Raw genomic sequence first — 18,053 nt, 5'->3', positions numbered from 1 at the left:
GTGTTACTGCCATGCCATTGGGCTCTATGATTTGGGCCCACTCCGATCCGCGCCATGACATCTAACGCCCCTTCCTCCCAGATCCAGCGAGGCATGCCGATCCGGCTGTTCGCTGGCTTCATGTTGGCCGCGTTGGCCACGACCATCATCGCCCTGTTCACCTACCAGTCGCAGCAGGAGCGGGCCGAAGCGGTGACTCGCATCAATGCGGCCGTGGAATCGCTCACGCAGATGCAGACCGTCCTGTCCATCACGAAAGATGCGGAAACCGGTCAGCGCGGCTATCTGCTCACGGGCGAAACCCGCTACCTGCAGCCCTACACGGCAGCGCAGGCCGCGCTCAAGCCCGAGATGGGACGGCTGCGCACCCTGGTGCAGGCATCGCCCGAGCAGGTGCAGCGCTTCGAGCATCTGCAGGCCCTGGTGGCGCAGAAGATGACGGAACTCGACGAAACCGTGAACATGCGGCGCGCAGGCAATGCGGAGGGTGCGGCAGACGTGGTGCGCACGGACAAGGGCCGTGCAACCATGGACGCGATCCGCAACATCCTTCGGGAAATGCTGAACGCTGAGCGCCAGGAACTGGATACCCGGCGCGGCGAATGGGATGCCGCGGCGACCTTCGGCGCGTATTTCACCTGGGTCAGTTCGTTCGTGCTGCTGCTGCTGATCCTGATGTCCGCTGTCCTTGCCCGAAGCGATCACCGCGCCAAGGCCCAGGAGGACTGGATCAAGGGCGGCCTGGTGGGGCTGGGCAACCGGCTGCAGGGCGATCACCGCCTGAGCGATCTGGGCCCGATCGTGATGGACTACCTGGCAGACTGGCTGGGCGCGCGGGTGGGCGCGGCGTATGTGGCCGAAGGCGGCGGCGTGTTTCAGCGGTTCGGCAGCTATGCACTGGCCGATCCCCAGGCCGGTGCCCGTGTCTTGAGCGGCCAGGGCCTATTGGGGCAGGCCGCCGATTCCCGCCAGCTGATGCATGTGACGGACGTGCCGACGAACTACCTGCCGATCTCCTCTGGGGTGGGGCACGCCACGCCGGCCGAGATCGTGCTGGTGCCGGCCGTGCACAACGGTGTCGTGCATGCGGTGATCGAATTCGGATTCTTCCGTACGCTGCGCGACGCCGATCTGCAGTTGCTCACCCGCGCGTCGGAATTGCTCGCCACCTCCATCCGCTCGGCCATCGACCGGACCCGGCTCGAAGCCCTGCTGGAAGAAACCCAGCGCCAGGCCGAAGAACTGCAGGCACAGCAGGAGGAATTGCGCGTGAGCAACGAAGAGCTCGAGCAGCAGAGCCGGGTTCTGCAGGAGTCCCAAGCCCAGATGGAAGCGCAGCAGACCGAGCTGGAGCAGAGCAACGCCCAGCTGGAAGAGCAGACGCAGCAGCTGGAGTACCAAAAGCAGCAGTTGCTGCGCGCGCAGGATGCCCTGTCGCAAAAGGCCAACGACCTGGAGCAGGCCAGTCAGTACAAGAGCGAGTTCCTGGCCAACATGAGCCATGAGTTGCGCACGCCGCTGAACTCCAGCCTCATCCTGGCCAAGCTGCTGGCCGACAACAAGTCCGGCAACCTGACGGGCGAGCAGGTCAAATATGCCCAGACCATCCATGGTGCGGGCAACGACCTGCTGTCCCTCATCAACGACATCCTCGACCTGTCCAAGATCGAAGCGGGGCAGGCCACCATCTCCATCGAGCCGATGGACGTGGCCCGTGCGGTGAACGCGTTGGTGGAACCGCTGCGGCCCATCGCGCACGACAAGGGCCTGGCCCTGCATTGCACGGTGGAGCCAGGCGCCCCGGCCACCTTGCAGACCGACGTGCAGCGCTTCGGCCAGGTGCTGAAGAACCTGCTGTCCAACGCCCTGAAGTTCACCGAGCAGGGCGAGGTTTCGCTGCGCGTCGTCGGCAACGCCGACGGCACGGTGTCGTTCGCGGTCAGCGACACGGGCATCGGCATTCCCGAGCACCAGCAGGAACTGATCTTCGAGGCGTTCCGGCAGGCTGATGGCAGCACACACCGCCGGTATGGCGGCACAGGCCTCGGACTGTCCATTTCCCGTGACCTGGCGCAATTGCTCGGCGGCAGCATCGCCGTGCGAAGCACGCCGGGACAAGGCAGCGTGTTCACCCTGGTGCTGCCCCTCGTGGCGCCGCTGAATGCACCGCAGGACGCGGCGCGGCCCACCGCGCAGGCGTCTCCGGCCTCCGCGGTTCCCGCGCCGGCCAGCCGCCCGTCCGTGCCGCAGGCGGACGGCTTGCCCGTCGTGCTGCCGCCGCCCGCCCCGGTGCGGCGCCCGGCGAATGCCGTAGCGGACGACCGGGACCAACTGGCGCCTGGCCGCCGCACCATCTTGGTGGTCGAGGACGACGTGCGTTTCGCGCGCATCCTGCTGGACCTGTCGCGGGAGATGGGTTTTCAGTCCGTGATCACCCACACCGGTGGCGAAGGCCTGGCCGCAGCGCTTGAATACATGCCCAGCGCGGTCGTGCTGGACATGAACCTGCCGGACATTTCCGGCCTGGCGGTACTCGACCAGCTCAAGCGCAATCCGGTGACGCGGCACATTCCGGTGCATGTCGTCTCCGTGGCCGACTACGCCCAGGAGGCCATGGGCCGGGGGGCTATCGGCTACGCTCTCAAGCCCGTCAAGCGCGAAGAACTCGTGCAGGCCCTGGAGCGCATGGAGGCCAAGTTCACCCAGGCCATGCGCCGCGTGCTGGTGGTGGAGGACGACGAGCGCCAGCGCGAAAGCATGCACCACCTGCTGGCCAATGGCGATGTGGAGATCGTCGGTGCCGAGACGGCGCAGCGCGCGCTCGAACTGTTGCGCACGAGCACGTTCGACTGCATGGTGATGGACCTGAACCTGCCCGATCTGAGCGGTTACGAGCTGCTGGAGAAGATGGCCGGCCAGGAAGAGGTGGCGTTCCCGCCCGTCATCGTCTACACCGGCCGCTCGCTGTCGCGCGACGAAGAGCAGCGCCTGCGGCGCTACTCCAAGTCCATCATCATCAAGGACGCGCGCTCGCCCGAGCGGCTGCTGGACGAGGTCACGCTGTTCCTTCACCAAGTGGAGTCCAAACTGCCCGCGGACCGCCAGCAGATGCTGCAGATGGCCCGGGACCGGGAGTCCACCTTCGAGGGGCGCAACATCCTGGTGGTCGAAGATGACGTGCGCAACATCTTCGCGCTGTCCAGCGTGCTCGAGCCCACCGGTGCCAAGGTGCAGATCGCGCGCAACGGCCGCGAGGCGCTGGAAGCCCTGCAGCGCGCGCAGTCCGGCGATGCGGCCACGGTCGATCTCGTTCTGATGGACATCATGATGCCGGAGATGGACGGTTTCACCGCCATGAGCGAGATCCGCAAACGCCCCGAATGGCGTCGCCTGCCCATCATCGCGCTGACCGCCAAGGCCATGAAGGACGACCAGGAAAAGTGCCTGGCCGCCGGTGCCAACGACTACATCGCCAAGCCGCTGGATGTCGAGAAACTGCTGTCGCTCGTGCGCGTGTGGATGCCCAAATGAGCGAAGACCCGGCGGCGCAGCAGCAGCGAAAGAAGACGTTCGACATCGAGCAGCACCTGCTGGTCGAGGCCATCTACCAGCGCTACCACTACGACTTTCGCGGGTATGCGCAGGCCTCGCTCAAGCGCCGCCTGCAGACCGCGCTCACGCGTTTCCATTGCCGGTCGGTGTCCCAGTTGCAGCACCTGGTGCTGCACGACCCGGAAGTGTTTCCCGCCATGCTGGAATACCTCACGGTGCAGGTGAGCGAGATGTTCCGCGACCCGACGTACTTTCGGGCGTTGCGCGAAACCGTGGTGCCGGTGCTGCGCACCTATCCGTCGCTCAAGATCTGGGTGGCGGGCTGCAGCACGGGCGAGGAGGTGTATTCGCTGGCCATCCTGCTGCGGGAGGAGGGACTGCTGGAGCGCACCCTGATCTATGCCACCGACATCAACGCCAACGCCCTGCAGAAGGCCGAGGCGGGCATCTACGCCATCGAGCGCGTGCCGGCCTTCACGGAAAACCATGCCCGCTCGGGCGGGCGCACCTCGCTTTCGGAGCACTACACCGCCGCCTACGGGCGCGTGGTGCTCGACAAGAGCCTGCGCAAGCACATCGTGTTCTCGGACCACAGCCTCGCCACCGACAGCGTGTTCGCCGAAGTGCAGCTGGTGTCCTGCCGCAACGTGCTGATCTATTTCGACCGCGAGCTGCAGGACCGCGCACTGGGCCTGTTCCGCGATGCGCTGTGCCGCAAGGGCTTTCTTGGGCTGGGGTCGAAGGAGTCGCTGCGCTTTTCGTCGCATGCGGGCGAGTTCGAAGAGCTCGTGCCGCAGGACCGCCTGTACCAGAAGAAAGGCGGGGCATGAGCGACCGCATCCGCCCGCAGGCGGTGGTGATCGGCGGCTCCGCGGGGAGCATCGAAGCGCTCTCGGTCCTGCTGCCGGCGCTGCCGTCCGGCCTGCGGGCCGCGGTCTTCGTGGTGCTGCACCTGCCGCGCGAGCGGCCCAGCCTGCTGTGCGAAATCTTCCAGCCGAGCTGTGCCGTGCCTTTGCGCGAAGCCCAGGACAAGGAGCCGGTGGAGCCCGGGACCGTTTACTTCGCGCCGCCGGACTACCATCTGCTGATCGATGCCGGGCCTTCGCTGGCCCTGTCCGTGGACGATCCGGTGCATTTTTCGCGCCCGTCCATCGATGTGCTGTTCGAATCCGCGGCGGACGCGTATGGTGAGCGCTTGCTTGGCATCCTGCTGTCGGGCGCCAACAGCGACGGAGCGCAAGGGTTGGCAGCCGTGCAGGCCGCGGGGGGCACTACGGTCGTGCAGGACCCGGACAGCGCCCCCATGCCCTTCATGCCCGAAGCCGCGATGAGCGCCTGCACCCCCGGCCATGTCCTTTCCCCGCAGCGCATCGCTTCGCTGCTCGAGACCCTGTTCCATCGGAGAGCTTCTTGATACCCGCCCCCATCCCGCCGTCCCCCATGCGCACTGCCCCGGTGAAGTGCCTGATCGTCGACGACGTGGAGGAAAACCTGATCGCCCTGGAGGCCTTGCTGCAGCGCGACGACGTGCAGGTTCTCAAGGCCGCTTCGGGCTCCGAGGCGCTGGAGCTGCTCCTCGTGCACAACGACGTGGCCCTGGCGCTGCTGGACGTGCAGATGCCCGAGATGAACGGCTTCGAGCTGGCCGAGCTGATCCGCGGCAGCGAGCGCACCCGGCATGTGCCGCTAATCTTCATGACGGCGGGCTCACGCGACCAGAACTGGCAGTTCAAGGGCTACGAGACCGGTGCGGTCGACTTTCTCTACAAGCCCATCGATCCGCACGTGCTGGTGAACAAGGCCAACGTGTTCTTCGACCTGCAAAAGCAGAAGGTGGCCCTCGCGCGCGAACTGCAGGAACGCACCGAAGCCCTGCGGGTGAACGAGATGTTCATGGCCGTGCTGAGCCATGACCTGCGGGGGCCTTTGAGCGCCCTCCTGGCGAGCGCGCTGGTGCTTCAGCGGCCGCAGGAGCCCGACAAGGTGCAGGCCATCGCCGGCAAGATGCAGTCGAGCGCACAGCGCATGGGCCGAATGATCGAGGACCTGCTGGATGTGACGCGGGCGCGCCAGTCCGGCGGGCTGCCCGTGAAGACCGGGCCCGCCGACCTGGGCGAGCTGGTGCAGCGCCCGGTGCACGAGCTGCACGTCAGCCACCCCGACCGGACCATCGAGATCACGCAAAAGGGCAACCTGACGGGCCAGTGGGATGCCGAGCGCCTGTGCCAGGTGGCGGCCAACCTCCTGGGCAATGCCATTCACCACGGCGATGCGGCCGAGCCGGTGCAGGTGATGCTGGACGGCACGGCGCCCGACCGGGTGGAGTTCACCGTGCGCAATGCCGGCACGATTCCCCCGGCACTGGTGCCCCACCTGTTCGATCCGTTCCGGGGGCGGGAGCGCGAGCCGGGGCAACACCAGGGGCTGGGGCTGGGCCTCTACATCGTGCACCAGATCGTGCAGCGCCATGGCGGCCGCATCGACGTCTGCTCGCGCGAGGGCCACACGGCCTTCCATGTGCAGTTGCCCCGCCAGCCGGCCGTGGCCCGTCCGGCAGCACGCTGATCTGCCCCACGGGCCGCACACGGCCTGGGCCTGCTTCAGCGAGCGTTGGGATCTATTGGCGTGGCCGCGGCGGCTGTGCTGCCAGAAGAACAAAAAAAAGGGGGCACGAAGCCCCCGTTCACTGTGGCGGTGCTCTGCGGTCAGGCGGGGTGATTGGAGCTGGATCCGCGCAATTGATCGCGAATCGAATCCATGAGCTCTTCCAGCTCTTCCAGCTCGAATGGCTTGAGCAGCGCACGCACATTGGGGCCCAGGGCATTCAGTCCGTGGCCGAACTGGTAGCCCGAGCACAGCACGATCCAGCGCTGCGGATTCTCCGCCACCAGTTGGCGGCACAGGTCGGTGCCCGACATGCCGGGCAGGCTGACGTCGGTAACGACCAGGTCATAGGGGCCCTGCGCATCCAGCTTCAGCGCCTCCTCGGCGGTCGCGCACAGCGACACTTCACGGTCGTCCCCCTCCAGCAGCATGCCGATGGTTTCGCGGAGCTCCGCGTTGTCCTCTACGTAAAGGATGCGCAAGGGAGGGGTCATGCTGTGGTCGGTCCGGTCGAGCGGTCTGTGAAGGTCTCCGGCTGGCGGTCGCGCGTCAGTGGAAAACGGGGTGGAGGGGTGGGCCAGCGCTTGCATCATGCCAGCGTGCGCACGGAGGGTTCGCGCGCCCATTGTCGCGTGCTGGCCGCTTGAATGAAAGCTGCTGTCTCAGCGGGGTCCACCACGCCGGCGTCCGGCTGGATGCCGGCGGCCTTCAGGATCGGCTGCGAGCCCTTGCACGCGGCGATGGCCTTGAGGTGGCCGAAGGCGTCGCGGAACCAGTCCACGGCAGCGGCTTCGCGCGACAGTTGCTCGCCCGCTTCGGGCGACAGGACCGAGGCCACGGCGTCGAACACCGTGGAGGGCGTGCCGGCCAACTGGCCATCGGCCGGCAGCCGCGAGCCGTCCGCCAGCACGGCGCCGCCCACCTTCGGGGCCACGATCTTGACTGTGGCACCGGCCTTTTCCGCCGCCTTGCGCAGCGCGGCGATGGGTGCGGCGGCCGAGCCGTCCGCCACCAGGATGCCCACGCAGCGACCCTCCAGCGTGGGCTTCATGCGGTCGATGATGCGCAGCGCGGGTGACAGCGGCAGGTCCTGCACGGCGGCGGCTGCCGGGAACGGCTCGGGGAGTTCCGGCATGCCCAGTCCGTCCGCCACGCGGCCGGCCAGGCTGTCGTCCACATTGCGCAATTGCGCCACCACGGCCGTCCGCACAGCCGGCGTTTCGACCTTGGACAACTCGAACACCAGGGCCGATGCCATGTGGGCCTGTTCCAGCGGGCTCTGGCTGCGAAAGAACATGCGCGCCTGGCTGTAGTGGTCGGCAAAGCTCTCGGGCCGCACGCGGCCCTTGGCGCCGCCATCGGCCACTTCGGCGAAATGCCGTGTGCCCTGTGCCAGCGAGGCGCGCGGGCTGTCTCCGAGCAGGCTGCTCGGCTCATAGGCCACGCGGCCCTTGGGCACCTGCATCTGCATGTGGCCGTCGCGCTGCATGTTGTGGAAGGGGCACTTGGGCGCGTTGATCGGGATCTGCACGAAATTCGGGCTTCCCAGGCGCGACAGCTGCGTGTCCAGGTATGAGAACAGGCGGCCCTGCAGCAGCGGGTCGTTGGAGAAGTCGATGCCCGGCGGCACGTTGGCGGGGCAGAACGCCACCTGCTCGGTCTCGGCGAAGAAGTTGTCGGGCCAGCGGTTGAGCACCATGCGGCCGATCATCTTGAGCGGCACCAGCTCTTCGGGGATGAGCTTGGTCGGGTCCAGATGGTCGAAGGGGAACGCCTCGGCCTCTTCTTCGGTGAACAGCTGCACGCCCAGTTCCCACTCGGGGAAGCTGCCGGCCTGGATGGACTCGAACAGGTCGCGGCGATGGAAATCGTTGTCCGCCGCCTGCAGCTTCAAAGCCTCGTCCCACACCGTGGACTGGATGCCCAGCTTGGGACGCCAGTGGAACTTCACGAACGTGCTCTGGCCTTCTGCGTCGAGCAGTCGGAAGGAATGCACGCCGAAGCCTTCCATGGTGCGCAGGCTGCGCGGAATGGTGCGGTCGCTCATGGCCCACATGATCATGTGCATGGCCTCGGGCATCAGCGAGATGAAATCCCAGAACGTGTCGTGCGCGCTGGCCGCCTGCGGAAAGCCGCGGTCGGGCTCCATCTTCACGGCATGCACCAGGTCGGGAAACTTCATCGCATCCTGGATGAAGAACACCGGGATGTTGTTGCCCACCAGATCCCAGTTGCCTTCTTCGGTGTAGAACTTGACGGCGAAGCCGCGCACGTCGCGCGGGGTGTCCACCGAGCCGGCGCCGCCGGCCACGGTGGAGAAGCGGCAAAACAGTGGCGTCTGCTTGCCCACCTCGGTGAGGATGCGGGCGGTGGTGTACTGAGACAGCGATTCGGTCAGCTCGAAGAAGCCGTGCGCGGCGGTGCCACGGGCATGCACGATGCGTTCGGGAATGCGCTCGTGGTCGAAATGCGTGATCTTTTCGCGGAGGATGAAGTCCTCCAGCAGCGTGGGGCCGCGGGGCGTGGACCGCAGCGAATTCTGGTTGTCCCCGACCGGAATGCCCTGCTGGGTGGTGAGCACCGGGTGGGCGCCTGCGGCCTGCTGCTGCAATTCGCCCCCGGTGCCGCGCAGTTCTTCGCCTTCGTGGGCCTGGGACGAGGGGGCGGAGGCCTTTTTCACGGGACGTGGAACTGCGGGTGCTTTTGCCATGGAGGGGCCTTTTGGTTGAGATTGCCGTGGGACCGCCGATCTTTTGCCGTGCAGGGGGGCGCTGGTGTAGGACAAGCCCGCGTCGGCCGGACTGCCCGCAGGGCGGATCACCGGGCGAGCTGCCGCGCGGGCTGGCACTTCGATGCGCTGTCCACTGACAAGGCGCGCCCGCGATGGGGCACATACTCCAGTAGCGGCTGATGCGGCATCGATCGAATGACCGACCCACCAGACGCAGGCTCTTTCCCATCTACCACCACGGCAGGCCCCATGATCCGAATGAAACTCCAGTTGGAGTTGGAGTACGCGGTAGGCGATCCCGGCGCTGACTTCGTCTTCAACATCCACGCAGCGCAGACGCGTTGCCAGATCGTTCAGGACGAGAACCTGGTCATCAGCCAGGACATTCCGACCCACTTGCACACCGATCCCGCCACGGGCACCCGCTGCCTGCGGCTGCATGCCGAACCCGGGCCACTCACGCTGGCCTATACCGCGACGGTGGACCTGCACCACCACACCGCCGATCCGGCGCTCATTCCCGAGGTCGGCGTTCGCCACCTGCCCGACGATGTCGTGGGCTACATCTTTCCCAGCCGCTACTGCCAGTCGGACCGGCTGGCCACGCTGGCGATGCGCGAGTTCGGTCACCTGTGGCAGGGCTATAGCCGTGTTCAGGCGATCTGCGACTGGGTGCGCAACCACGTGACCTTCCGCTCCAACACCTCCAACTCGACCACCTCGGCGGTCGACACGTTTGTCGAGCGCGTCGGCGTCTGCCGCGACTTCGCCCACCTGATGATCGCGCTGTGCCGGGCAGTGAACATTCCCGCGCGCATCGCCACCGGCACCGACTACGGCGCCGACCCGGCGCTGGGGCCGCCGGACTTCCACGCCTACGTCGAGGCCTATCTCGGCGACCGCTGGTACCTGTTCGATCCGTCGGGCACGGCCATTCCCATGGGCATGCTGCGCCTGGCCACCGGCCGGGATGCCGCGGACGTGGCGTTCGCCACCATCTTCGGCAGCGTGCAGTCACAACCGCCGAAGATCCGCGCATGGGCCGTCCAAGACCCGTCGCGGGGCTTGCAGTTGCCGCAGCATTCGTCCTTGGCATTGTCCACCGATGCGCCGCAGAGTTCGGGCGCGTCACCCTTGATGTCCGGTGGCCACTCGGTGATGGCCGGCTGAGGCCTACGGGCCGGAAACGCAGTGGCTCCGGCCCGGGCTGTTTGCGGCCCTGCCCGGGGGCATCGCTGGCCGGCGGAAGCAGCCGGTATGCCTGGTGACCGTGAAAACTGCTCGATGCCCTAGTAATCATTGGCTCGATTGCTATATATTTAGTAGCAATCAAGGCCCCGGCACTGGTGCGCCAAGGCGGTCATGGCATCTCCGATGTCCGGCGCGGGCAGGCCGGCCCCGCTTCGCGCAGTTGCATGGCTCTTCGGGTGAATCCCTCCTTTCCGTTCGTGGCAGGGTTGGAATGCAGCCTCACGGAGAGGTGGCCAGGCCCTGCTGTACAGGACCTGGCGGCAGGTACAGGGCGAACACGGGCTGGAATACCGGCTTCGGGCCCGCGCGTGCGAAACCTTTCTTTCGCCACCCTGCAACGCCGAGCGCCTTTCATGCCATCCGCTGCCCTTCCTTCATCGCTCCCTTCCCGCCGCGCGGCGGTGGACGGCGGTTTGCACGAGGGGGCTGGGTCCGGCAGCCCTCGGGCTGGTCCGCACCCTCGTGCACCGGCCTCTCCCCGTGCTTCGGCGCAACGGCAGGAGCCCACCGCGATCCTGCCGCGCTCGCCCATCCCTCCCGGTGACCCCGCCGCCGCGAGCGCGGCCAGCTTGCCGCCCCGTGCCTTGCCCCAAGCTTCGCCCCCTGGTCCCGCCTGGGGCGCGCTGGCCTCGCGCGGCATGCACCTGCTGCAGCCCCATCCCGCCGTGCTGCGGTTCGGTGCCCGGCACCTGGCGTCTCCCGTCCTGTGGCTGGGCGAGCAGATGCGAACGCACTCCGAATGGACCTTGCTGGCCGTGCACACGCTGCAAGACCCAGCCTCTGCCGCTGCATTGGCGCAGCGTGTGGCGCTGGCGGCCGGGCTGTTGGCCACCGGCACCGCCGCGCTGTCGCGGCAATTGCAGGAGCGCGACGATCCGCAGGCCGTGGCCCGCATCGCGCAAGCGCTGGTGGACCTGGATGCCGCGCGGCTGGCGGGCGAGCTGCTGGGCGAGGCGGTCCAGGGCCTGCTCCAGCGGCTGCCCGACCGCGACGTGGCAGGACTTCAGTTGTTCGTGGGGATCGGCGCGGTGATGGCCCACTGGCACCTGAAGCACCGCGCCCCGGCGCCTGCGCCGATTTCGCCCCCGGAGGTGCCGGACACCACCGCGACCCCGGTCACCACCACGGCGCATGGGGAACCTCCCCGCCCACGAAGCGCAGGGCTGGACCGCGTGGTCCTGGCCAACGCGGTGGTGGCCCTCCACCATGCGGGGCAGGGCGTGCTGGGCGAGGGGTACGCCCGTGGCGTGGCCGAATCGCTGTCCGACGGCGTGCGGGAGGCCGTGGGCCAGTGGCTGGCGCGGGCACGGGAGCGGCGGTAGCGCTACGCGACCGCCGATCACCCCGCCCGGCGGAAGGTCAGGTTCACGCGGACCGCTCCCCACTCCGCGTGGTGGCCCTGCGCCACGGGCAGCACGCCGTGAAAGCGCAGTCGGTCCTCCCCGCCCCATACCACCACGTCGGCATGGCGCAGCGGCACGCGCAGGGCGCGGTCGCCGCGCGCCAGGCCGCCCCAGAGGAACGTGGCCGGGAGCCCGAGCGAGACCGAGACGATGGGCGCCCGCAGGTCGCGTTCGTCGCGGTCCTGGTGCAGCGACAGGCGCGTGCCCGGGGCATACCGATTGACCAGGCAGGCATCCGGGACGAAATCCGCAAAGCCGGCCGCTGCCGCCGCCTCGCCCGCCAGCGTGGACAGCACGGCAGGCAGGGCGGGCCACGGCCGGCCGCTGTCCGGGTCCACGGCGACGTAGCGGTAGCCGCGCGCATCGCTCACCCAGCCCAGGGCGCCGCAGTTCGTGGTGGCCACCGACATGCGGCGCCCGCCCGGCGTGGCCATGTGGCGCCACGGCGCCTGCCGCGCGATGGCGGCCACCTGCGCGTGCAACGCCACGGCCACGGGGCGGGCGAAGCCGCGCAGCAGCACCGCGCCGGGCCCGAGGACGAGCCGGCCGCCCGGCGCTTCATCGGTGTCGAACAGGTCGTCGGTCATGGAGTGAGCGAAGAAGGGCCGAGGCCAGGGCCACCACCGGGGGCCTTGCCGTCAGGCCGCGTCATGAAAAATGAGGCCCATGGTATGCCGCTGCCCCGAGCGCACCCGCGACACGCCGTGCCGCATCTGCACGCGGTAGGGCCCGCGCGTGCCCTGCACCGGCCGGTGGTGCACCGCGAACACCACCGCATCGCCCTGGCGCAGCGGCACCACCTCGGGCCGCGACTGCATGCGCGGGCGCTGCTCGGTCAGCACGAACTCCCCACCCGTGAAATCGGTCCCCGGCGCGGAGAGCAGCACGGCCACCTGCAGCGGAAACACGTGCGCGCCATACAGATCCTGGTGCAGGCAGTTGTAGTCGCCGGGGCCGTACTGCAGCAGCAGCGGGGTGGGGCGCGTCTGGCCGGCCGCATGGCACCGCGCGATGAACGCCGCGTGGTCCGCCGGAAAGCGGTCTTCCAGGCCCAGGGCCGCCTGCCACCGGTTGGCCACCGGCACGAGGTGCGGATAGAGCCCGGTGCGCAGCGCCGCGATGGCCTCGGGCAGCGGGTACTGGAAGTACTGGTATTCGCCACGCCCGAAGCCGTGGCGCTCCATCACCACGCGGCTGCGAAAGCGCGTGGGCTGCGCGTAGAGGCCGGCGAGGGCGCGGCAGTCGGCCGCGGGCAGCAGTGCGTCGATCACGGCGCAGCCCTGGCCGTCCAGCGCCTGGGCCACGGCGTTCCAGTCGATGGCGCACGGGTCGCGCGCGCTCATGCCTGGGCCTCCTTGTCCAGCAGCGCCCGCTTGCGCTCCACGCCCCAGCGGTAGCCGGAGAGCGCGCCGTCGGTGCGCACCACCCGGTGGCACGGAATGGCCACGGCCAGGGCATTGGCCCCGCACGCCTGGGCCACGGCCCGCACCGCGCGCGGCGCGCCGATGCGCTCGGCGATCTGCGCGTAGCTGGCCGTCTCGCCGGGGGCGATGGCCTGCAGCGCGGTCCACACCCGCTGCTGGAACACCGTGCCCTGCACGTCCAGCGGCAGGGCCAGCCCGCGCCGGGGCGCATCAACGAAGCCGATCACCTGCGCCATCCACTGCTCGAACGCGGCATCGGCCCCGAGCAGTTCCGCGCGCGGAAAGCGGTCCTGCAGATCGCGCACCAGCGCGTCGGGGTCGTCGCCCAGCAGCAGGGCGCACAGGCCCCGCTCGCTGGCCGCCGCCAGCACCGCGCCCAGGCTGCACTGGCCCACCGCGAAGCGGATGCGCACCTGCGCGCCCCCGGTGCGGTAGCGGCTGGGCGCCATGCCGAGCACGCGGCCAGCCTCTTCGTAAAAGCGCCCCTGCGATCCATAGCCCGCGGCATAGAGGGCCTCGGTCACCGTGCCGGCGTGGGGCAGGCCGTCGCGCAGCTTTCCCGCGCGGTGCGCTGCGGCGTAGGCGCGCGGCGTGAGGCCGGTGGCTGCCTTGAACACGCGGTGCAGGTGGTGCGGGCTGAGCCCGGCGGCTTGCGCCAGCGCGTCCAGCGACGGTGGAGGCTCGCTGGCTTCGATCAGGCGGCACAGCCGCGCCACTGTCTCGGCATGCGGATCGAAGCCGGCGGGCCGGTCCGGGTGGCAGCGCCGGCAGGGCCGGAAGCCGGCGCGCGCCGCCGCCTCGGCCGTGGCATGGAAGTCCACGTTCTCTGGCCGGGCGGGCCGGGCGGCGCACGAGGGCCGGCAATACACGCCGGTGGTGCGGACCGAATAGACGAAGCGGCCATCGGCCTGGGCGTCCCGCGCCGCGACGGCCGCCCACCGGGGATCGGCCAGCGTGGCGGCGGCGCGCTGCGCCGCCGGGGACATGGGGCGTGGGGTGGGGCAGGAGTGGGGGCGGGAAGCCATGGCGTCGATTCCTCGTTCAATGGTAAGGGCCTGGCCTTGAATCTACGCACGGCGCGGCGGGCCCGCACCCCGGTTCTTGCGATCGCATTCGCAGGCCGACGGGCAGTGCCCACAGGCGTGCACGGTCATGGGAGGCGGCCTAGCATCACACGTTCGCCCTTTGCAATGGAGTTGCCATGACCACCCCCCCGGCCCCTGCCACCCCCGTCCCCCTCAAGATCGATTTCGTCTCCGACGTGTCCTGCCCCTGGTGCGCCATCGGCCTGCACGCGCTGGAGCAGGCCCTGGACCGGCTGGACGGCACGGTGGCGGCGCAGCTGCACTTCCAGCCGTTCGAGCTCAATCCCCAGATGGCGCCGGAAGGCCAGGACATCGCCGAGCACCTGGCCGAAAAATACGGTGCCACGCCTGAGCAGTCGCAGAGCAACCGCGAAGCCATCGCCGAACGCGGCGCCGCGCTGGGCTTCACGTTCGACATGGGGCAGCGCAGCCGCATCTACAACACGTTCGATGCGCACCGCCTGCTGCACTGGGCGGGCGAGGCGGGCGGCGAGGCTGCGCAGACGGCCCTGAAGCACGCACTGTTCAAGGCCTACTTCACCGATGGGCAGAGCCCGGGCGACCATGGCGTGCTGGTGCGCGCGGCGGCCGGCGCCGGCCTGGATGCGGACCGGGCGCAGGCCGTGCTGGCCTCGGGCGAATACGCCGACGTGGTGCGCGAACGCGAGGCGTTCTACCAGCAGCACGGCATCCATTCGGTGCCGGCGGTCATCATCAACGACCGCCACCTCATCCAGGGCGGCCAGCCGCCCGAGGTGTTCGAGCAGGCGCTGCGCCAGATCGCCGCCGGCCAGTGATTCGGATCAGCTTTTTGCTATATAAATAATAGCAATGAAGGCAATGGGTACTAGGGCATGGGGGCGATTCGGCCACGAATCGCTTGCCCGGGCCCCGTGCCTCACTTCTTGAGCGGAATCGGCGTGGCGCGGTCCACCGGCACGGCGGTCACCGCGTTCTGCGGCGAGCCTTCGATGAGCCGGTCGGAGTACGTCAGGTACACCAGCGTGTTGCGGGCCGGGTCCACCATTCGCACGATGCGCAGGCGCTTGAACAAAATGGAGATGCGTTCGCTGAACACCTCGTCCTGCTGCTTGAGCGGCGGCTTGGGGAACGCGATGGGCCCGGTCTGACGGCAGGCGATGGAGGCCTCGGCCTTGTCCTCGGCCAGCCCGAGCGAGCCCTTGATGCCGCCGGTGCGGGCGCGCGACACGTAGCAGGTCACGCCCTGCACGGCTGGGTCGTCGTAGGCCTCCACGATGATGTCGTGGTCGCGGCCCAGGAGCTTGAACGCGGTGTCCACGGTGCCGATGGTCTCGGCCTGGGTGCACAGCGCGGCGGCGGCCAGCCCGAGTGCCAGCGCGGCACGGGGCAGGGCATGGGAGAGGCGGCGGGCGGCGGTCATGCGGCCACCTCCGCGCAGCGCTTGGCCAGGTGCGCCAGGGCTTCTTCCACCTGGTCCACCAGCACGAGGCACAGGTCGCCCGGCTGCAGCCGATCCAGCGCCGAATCGATGGCGATGAACTCGCCGCGGATCTCCTCGATGTGCTTGGTGCGCGAGGCGCCCGCCAGGCCCTCGCGCAGCAGCGCCATCACCTCGCCGTCGGCACGGCCGCGCTGGGCCGCGTCCTGGTAGAGGATCACGTCGTCGAACGCCGCGCCCAGGATCACCGTCTGGTCGCGGATGTCCTCGTCGCGCCGGTCGCCCGCGCCGCTGATGACCACGCTGCGGCGGTTGCCCGGCAGCGCATCGACGGCGGCCACCAGGGCGCGCATCGCGTCCGGGTTGTGGCCGTAGTCGGCGATCACCGTGGCGCCCTTGAAATCCATCACGTTGAAGCGGCCGGGGGCGTTGTCGCTGTCGTTCACGAAGCCCGAGAGCCCGCGGCGGATGGTCTGCCATGGCAGGCCCGCGCCCCAGGCGGCGGCCACCGATGCCATGACGTTCTCGACCTGGAAACCGATCTTGCCGTTGCGCGTGATGGGCACGTCGCGCAGGTGGATGGTCTCGCGCCACGAGCCTTCGGCCGCGACGATGGACTCGCCGTCCATGTACACCGACCGGTGGCCCTGCGCGCGGTGCGTGGCCATCACCGGGTGGTGGCGGTCGCTGGCGAAGTAGATCACCTTGCCCGGCGTGGACGAGGCCATGGCCGCGACGATGGGGTCGGCCGCGTTGAGCACGGCGTAGCCGTCCGGCGCCACGTTCTGCACGATCACGCGCTTGAGCACGGCCAGGTCGTCCACCGTGGTGATGTAGTTCAGGCCCAGGTGGTCGCCGGCGCCGATGTTGGTCACCACGGCCACCTGGCAGCGGTCGAAGCCCAGGCCCTCGCGCAGGATGCCGCCGCGCGCGGTTTCGAACACGGCCGCATCCACCTCGGGGTGCAGCAGCACGTTGCGCGCGCTCTTGGGGCCGGAGCAGTCGCCGCTGTCGATCTGGCGGCCGTTCACGTACACGCCGTCGGTGTTGGTCATGCCCACGCGCAGGCCCTGGGCCGAGAACAGGTGCGCGATCAGGCGCGCGGTGGTGGTCTTGCCGTTGGTGCCGGTCACGGCCACCACGGGAATGCGCCCGTCCTGCCCGTTGGCGAAGAGCTTGTCCACCATGGCCTGGCCCACGTTGCGGGGCTTGCCGTAGCTGGGCGCCAGGTGCATGCGCAGGCCGGGCGCGGCGTTTACCTCGACGAAGCCGCCGCCTTGCACTTCCAGCGGCTGCAGCACGTTCTCGGCCACCATGTCCACGCCGCAGATGTGCAGGCCCACCATCTGGGCCGCGGCGATGGCGCGGGCCGCCACCTCGGGGTGCACGTCGTCCGTCACGTCGGTGGCGGTGCCACCGGTGGACAGGTTGGCGTTGTTGCGCAGGATCACGCGCTGGCCCTTGGCCGGCACGGCGTCGGGCGTGAGGCCCTGCATGGCCAGCCGCGCCACGGCGATGTCGTCCAGGCGGATCTTGGTGAGCGAGGTGGCGTGGCCCTCGCCGCGGCGCGGATCGAGGTTGACCAGGTGCACCAGCTCGCGCACGGTGCGCTCGCCGTCGCCCAGCACCTGCGGCGGCTCGCGGCGCGCGGCGGCCACCAGCTGGTCGCCCACCACCAGGAGGCGGAAATCATGGCCCGGCAGGAAGCGCTCGACCATCACCGTGCCGTATTCGGCGGCGGCGCGGAAGGCCTCGTCGAGCTGCGAGCGCTCGGTGATGTTCACCGTCACGCCCTTGCCCTGGTTGCCGTCCTGGGGCTTGACCACCACGGGCAGGCCGACTTCCTGCGCGGCCTTCCAGGCATCGTCCACCGACTCGACCGGGCGGCCCAGCGGCACGGGCACGCCGGCGGCGTGCAGCAGGCGCTTGGTGAGGTCCTTGTCCTGCGCGATGGATTCGGCCACGGCGCTGGTCGAATCGACCTCGGCGGCCTGGATGCGGCGCTGCTTGGAACCCCAGCCGAACTGGACCAGGCTGCCCGACGTGAGCCGGCGCCACGGAATGCCGCGTGCCGCGGCGGCCTCGACGATGGAGCCGGTGCTGGGGCCCAGCCGTTCGTCCTCGTCCAGCTCGCGCAGGCGCGCCACGGCGGCCTCGGCGTCGAAGTGGCCGCCTTGCAGCGCGGCCTGGATCAGCGCCTGGGCATCCTCGAAGGCCTGCCGGCCCACGGCCTCTTCGCTGTACTCGACGACCACCTGGTACACGCCGCGGTCCACGGTGGCCGAGATGCGGCTGAAGCTGACGGGGCAGCCGGCCTGCGCCTGCAGCGCCAGGGCCGCGCCGCCCAGGACATGGGCCAGGGAGACATCGGCATCGCTGCCCTCGGGGTGCAGCACGCCCACGGCGGGAAACAGCGCGCGCAGCCGGGATTCGAAGCCATCGATCTGGCGCATGGCGAGTTCGGATTCGGCACAGGTCACCACGGCCTCGATGGCGGTGTGGCGGCTCCAGAGGTTGGGGCCGCGCAGGGCCCGGGTGCGGGATACGTCCATGGAAAAGCGTCTCTTTCTTGGGGTTGCCGGC

Annotated in this window: 14 protein-coding genes; 7 read left to right on the top strand and 7 right to left on the bottom strand. The window is 69.2% G+C overall.

Features of this window, described 5'->3' with window-relative positions:
- The first annotated feature begins 54 nt into the window (after nucleotides 1-54).
- Genes R1Z03_RS16405 through R1Z03_RS16390 form a run of 4 tightly spaced genes read left to right on the top strand, consistent with a single transcriptional unit; the run spans nucleotide 55 to nucleotide 6,117 of the window.
- A complete protein-coding gene (locus tag R1Z03_RS16405; protein ID WP_317352852.1) occupies nucleotides 55-3,531 on the top strand; it encodes a response regulator in 3,477 nt (1,158 codons plus the stop codon).
- A complete protein-coding gene (locus R1Z03_RS16400; RefSeq protein WP_284429831.1) occupies nucleotides 3,528-4,382 on the top strand; it encodes a protein-glutamate O-methyltransferase CheR in 855 nt (284 codons plus the stop codon). The genes R1Z03_RS16405 and R1Z03_RS16400 overlap by 4 nt, the downstream gene beginning before the upstream one ends.
- The gene (locus tag R1Z03_RS16395; protein ID WP_284405024.1) at nucleotides 4,379-4,966 is read left to right on the top strand and encodes a chemotaxis protein CheB; all 588 of its coding nucleotides are present in this window, start codon (nucleotides 4,379-4,381) and stop codon (nucleotides 4,964-4,966) included. Before R1Z03_RS16400 ends, R1Z03_RS16395 begins: the two co-directional genes overlap by 4 nt.
- Before the next feature lie 26 nt (nucleotides 4,967-4,992).
- Entirely contained in the window at nucleotides 4,993-6,117 is a 1,125-nt protein-coding gene (locus tag R1Z03_RS16390) for a hybrid sensor histidine kinase/response regulator (protein WP_284429832.1), read from the top strand.
- A 140-nt stretch (nucleotides 6,118-6,257) separates the two neighbouring features.
- Here the strand turns inward: R1Z03_RS16390 and R1Z03_RS16385 are convergent, their stop codons facing one another.
- The gene (locus R1Z03_RS16385; RefSeq protein ID WP_372588161.1) at nucleotides 6,258-6,650 is read right to left on the bottom strand and encodes a response regulator; all 393 of its coding nucleotides are present in this window, start codon (nucleotides 6,648-6,650) and stop codon (nucleotides 6,258-6,260) included.
- Between the two features lie 95 nt (nucleotides 6,651-6,745).
- Nucleotides 6,746-8,866 (bottom strand): catalase, encoded by a 2,121-nt coding sequence (locus R1Z03_RS16380; protein WP_284429833.1) that lies wholly within the window; start codon nucleotides 8,864-8,866, stop codon nucleotides 6,746-6,748.
- Nucleotides 8,867-9,136: 270 nt separating this feature from the next.
- Between R1Z03_RS16380 and R1Z03_RS16375 the strand changes: the two genes are divergently transcribed.
- Both R1Z03_RS16375 and R1Z03_RS16370 read left to right on the top strand, forming a co-directional pair.
- Nucleotides 9,137-10,057 carry a transglutaminase family protein gene (locus R1Z03_RS16375; RefSeq protein ID WP_284429834.1) on the top strand — a complete coding sequence of 307 codons (921 nt, stop codon included), beginning with the start codon at nucleotides 9,137-9,139 and terminating at the stop codon, nucleotides 10,055-10,057.
- 665 nt (nucleotides 10,058-10,722) lie between these two features.
- Nucleotides 10,723-11,460, top strand: a complete 738-nt coding sequence (locus tag R1Z03_RS16370; RefSeq protein WP_317352840.1) for a hypothetical protein — start codon at nucleotides 10,723-10,725, stop codon at nucleotides 11,458-11,460.
- A 17-nt stretch (nucleotides 11,461-11,477) separates the two neighbouring features.
- Here R1Z03_RS16370 and alkB read toward each other — a convergent pair whose 3' ends face one another.
- Genes alkB through ada form a run of 3 tightly spaced genes read right to left on the bottom strand, consistent with a single transcriptional unit; the run spans nucleotide 11,478 to nucleotide 13,951 of the window.
- Nucleotides 11,478-12,128, bottom strand: a complete 651-nt coding sequence (gene alkB / locus R1Z03_RS16365; protein WP_317352837.1) for a DNA oxidative demethylase AlkB — start codon at nucleotides 12,126-12,128, stop codon at nucleotides 11,478-11,480.
- Between the two features lie 51 nt (nucleotides 12,129-12,179).
- Nucleotides 12,180-12,884 (bottom strand): 2OG-Fe(II) oxygenase, encoded by a 705-nt coding sequence (locus R1Z03_RS16360; protein ID WP_317352834.1) that lies wholly within the window; start codon nucleotides 12,882-12,884, stop codon nucleotides 12,180-12,182.
- On the bottom strand, nucleotides 12,881-13,951 hold the full coding sequence (gene ada, locus R1Z03_RS16355) for a bifunctional DNA-binding transcriptional regulator/O6-methylguanine-DNA methyltransferase Ada (protein WP_317360404.1): 1,071 nt from the start codon (nucleotides 13,949-13,951) through the stop codon (nucleotides 12,881-12,883). Before ada ends, R1Z03_RS16360 begins: the two co-directional genes overlap by 4 nt.
- Before the next feature lie 215 nt (nucleotides 13,952-14,166).
- Here ada and R1Z03_RS16350 point away from each other — a divergent pair, with 215 nt between their 5' ends.
- On the top strand, nucleotides 14,167-14,847 hold the full coding sequence (locus tag R1Z03_RS16350) for a DsbA family oxidoreductase (protein ID WP_317352831.1): 681 nt from the start codon (nucleotides 14,167-14,169) through the stop codon (nucleotides 14,845-14,847).
- 101 nt (nucleotides 14,848-14,948) lie between these two features.
- On the opposite strand, the gene R1Z03_RS16345 is transcribed toward R1Z03_RS16350, so the two are convergent.
- Nucleotides 14,949-15,452: a CreA family protein gene (locus tag R1Z03_RS16345; protein ID WP_317352829.1), complete on the bottom strand. Its 504-nt coding sequence runs from the start codon at nucleotides 15,450-15,452 to the stop codon at nucleotides 14,949-14,951.
- Nucleotides 15,449-18,022 carry a cyanophycin synthetase gene (cphA, locus tag R1Z03_RS16340; RefSeq protein ID WP_284429840.1) on the bottom strand — a complete coding sequence of 858 codons (2,574 nt, stop codon included), beginning with the start codon at nucleotides 18,020-18,022 and terminating at the stop codon, nucleotides 15,449-15,451. The genes R1Z03_RS16345 and cphA overlap by 4 nt, the downstream gene beginning before the upstream one ends.
- Nucleotides 18,023-18,053: the final 31 nt, after the last annotated feature.

This window comes from Acidovorax sp. BLS4 (assembly GCF_032929295.1).
Lineage (GTDB): Bacteria > Pseudomonadota > Gammaproteobacteria > Burkholderiales > Burkholderiaceae_C > Paracidovorax.
The sequence above is the reverse complement of the archived record's forward strand: the minus strand, read 5'-3'. Positions and strand labels throughout refer to the sequence as shown.

Bases quoted from the DNA above. Each gene is read 5' to 3' on its own strand.
- R1Z03_RS16405 (WP_317352852.1), top strand. From the start codon at position 55: ATGACATCTAACGCCCCTTCCTCCCAGATCCAGCGAGGCATGCCGATC.
- R1Z03_RS16400 (WP_284429831.1), top strand. From the start codon at position 3,528: ATGAGCGAAGACCCGGCGGCGCAGCAGCAGCGAAAGAAGACGTTCGAC.
- R1Z03_RS16395 (WP_284405024.1), top strand. From the start codon at position 4,379: ATGAGCGACCGCATCCGCCCGCAGGCGGTGGTGATCGGCGGCTCCGCG.
- R1Z03_RS16390 (WP_284429832.1), top strand. From the start codon at position 4,993: ATGCGCACTGCCCCGGTGAAGTGCCTGATCGTCGACGACGTGGAGGAA.
- R1Z03_RS16385 (WP_372588161.1), bottom strand. From the start codon at position 6,650: ATGACCCCTCCCTTGCGCATCCTTTACGTAGAGGACAACGCGGAGCTC.
- R1Z03_RS16380 (WP_284429833.1), bottom strand. From the start codon at position 8,866: ATGGCAAAAGCACCCGCAGTTCCACGTCCCGTGAAAAAGGCCTCCGCC.
- R1Z03_RS16375 (WP_284429834.1), top strand. From the start codon at position 9,137: ATGATCCGAATGAAACTCCAGTTGGAGTTGGAGTACGCGGTAGGCGAT.
- alkB (WP_317352837.1), bottom strand. From the start codon at position 12,128: ATGACCGACGACCTGTTCGACACCGATGAAGCGCCGGGCGGCCGGCTC.
- R1Z03_RS16360 (WP_317352834.1), bottom strand. From the start codon at position 12,884: ATGAGCGCGCGCGACCCGTGCGCCATCGACTGGAACGCCGTGGCCCAG.
- ada (WP_317360404.1), bottom strand. From the start codon at position 13,951: ATGTCCCCGGCGGCGCAGCGCGCCGCCGCCACGCTGGCCGATCCCCGG.
- R1Z03_RS16350 (WP_317352831.1), top strand. From the start codon at position 14,167: ATGACCACCCCCCCGGCCCCTGCCACCCCCGTCCCCCTCAAGATCGAT.
- R1Z03_RS16345 (WP_317352829.1), bottom strand. From the start codon at position 15,452: ATGACCGCCGCCCGCCGCCTCTCCCATGCCCTGCCCCGTGCCGCGCTG.
- cphA (WP_284429840.1), bottom strand. From the start codon at position 18,022: ATGGACGTATCCCGCACCCGGGCCCTGCGCGGCCCCAACCTCTGGAGC.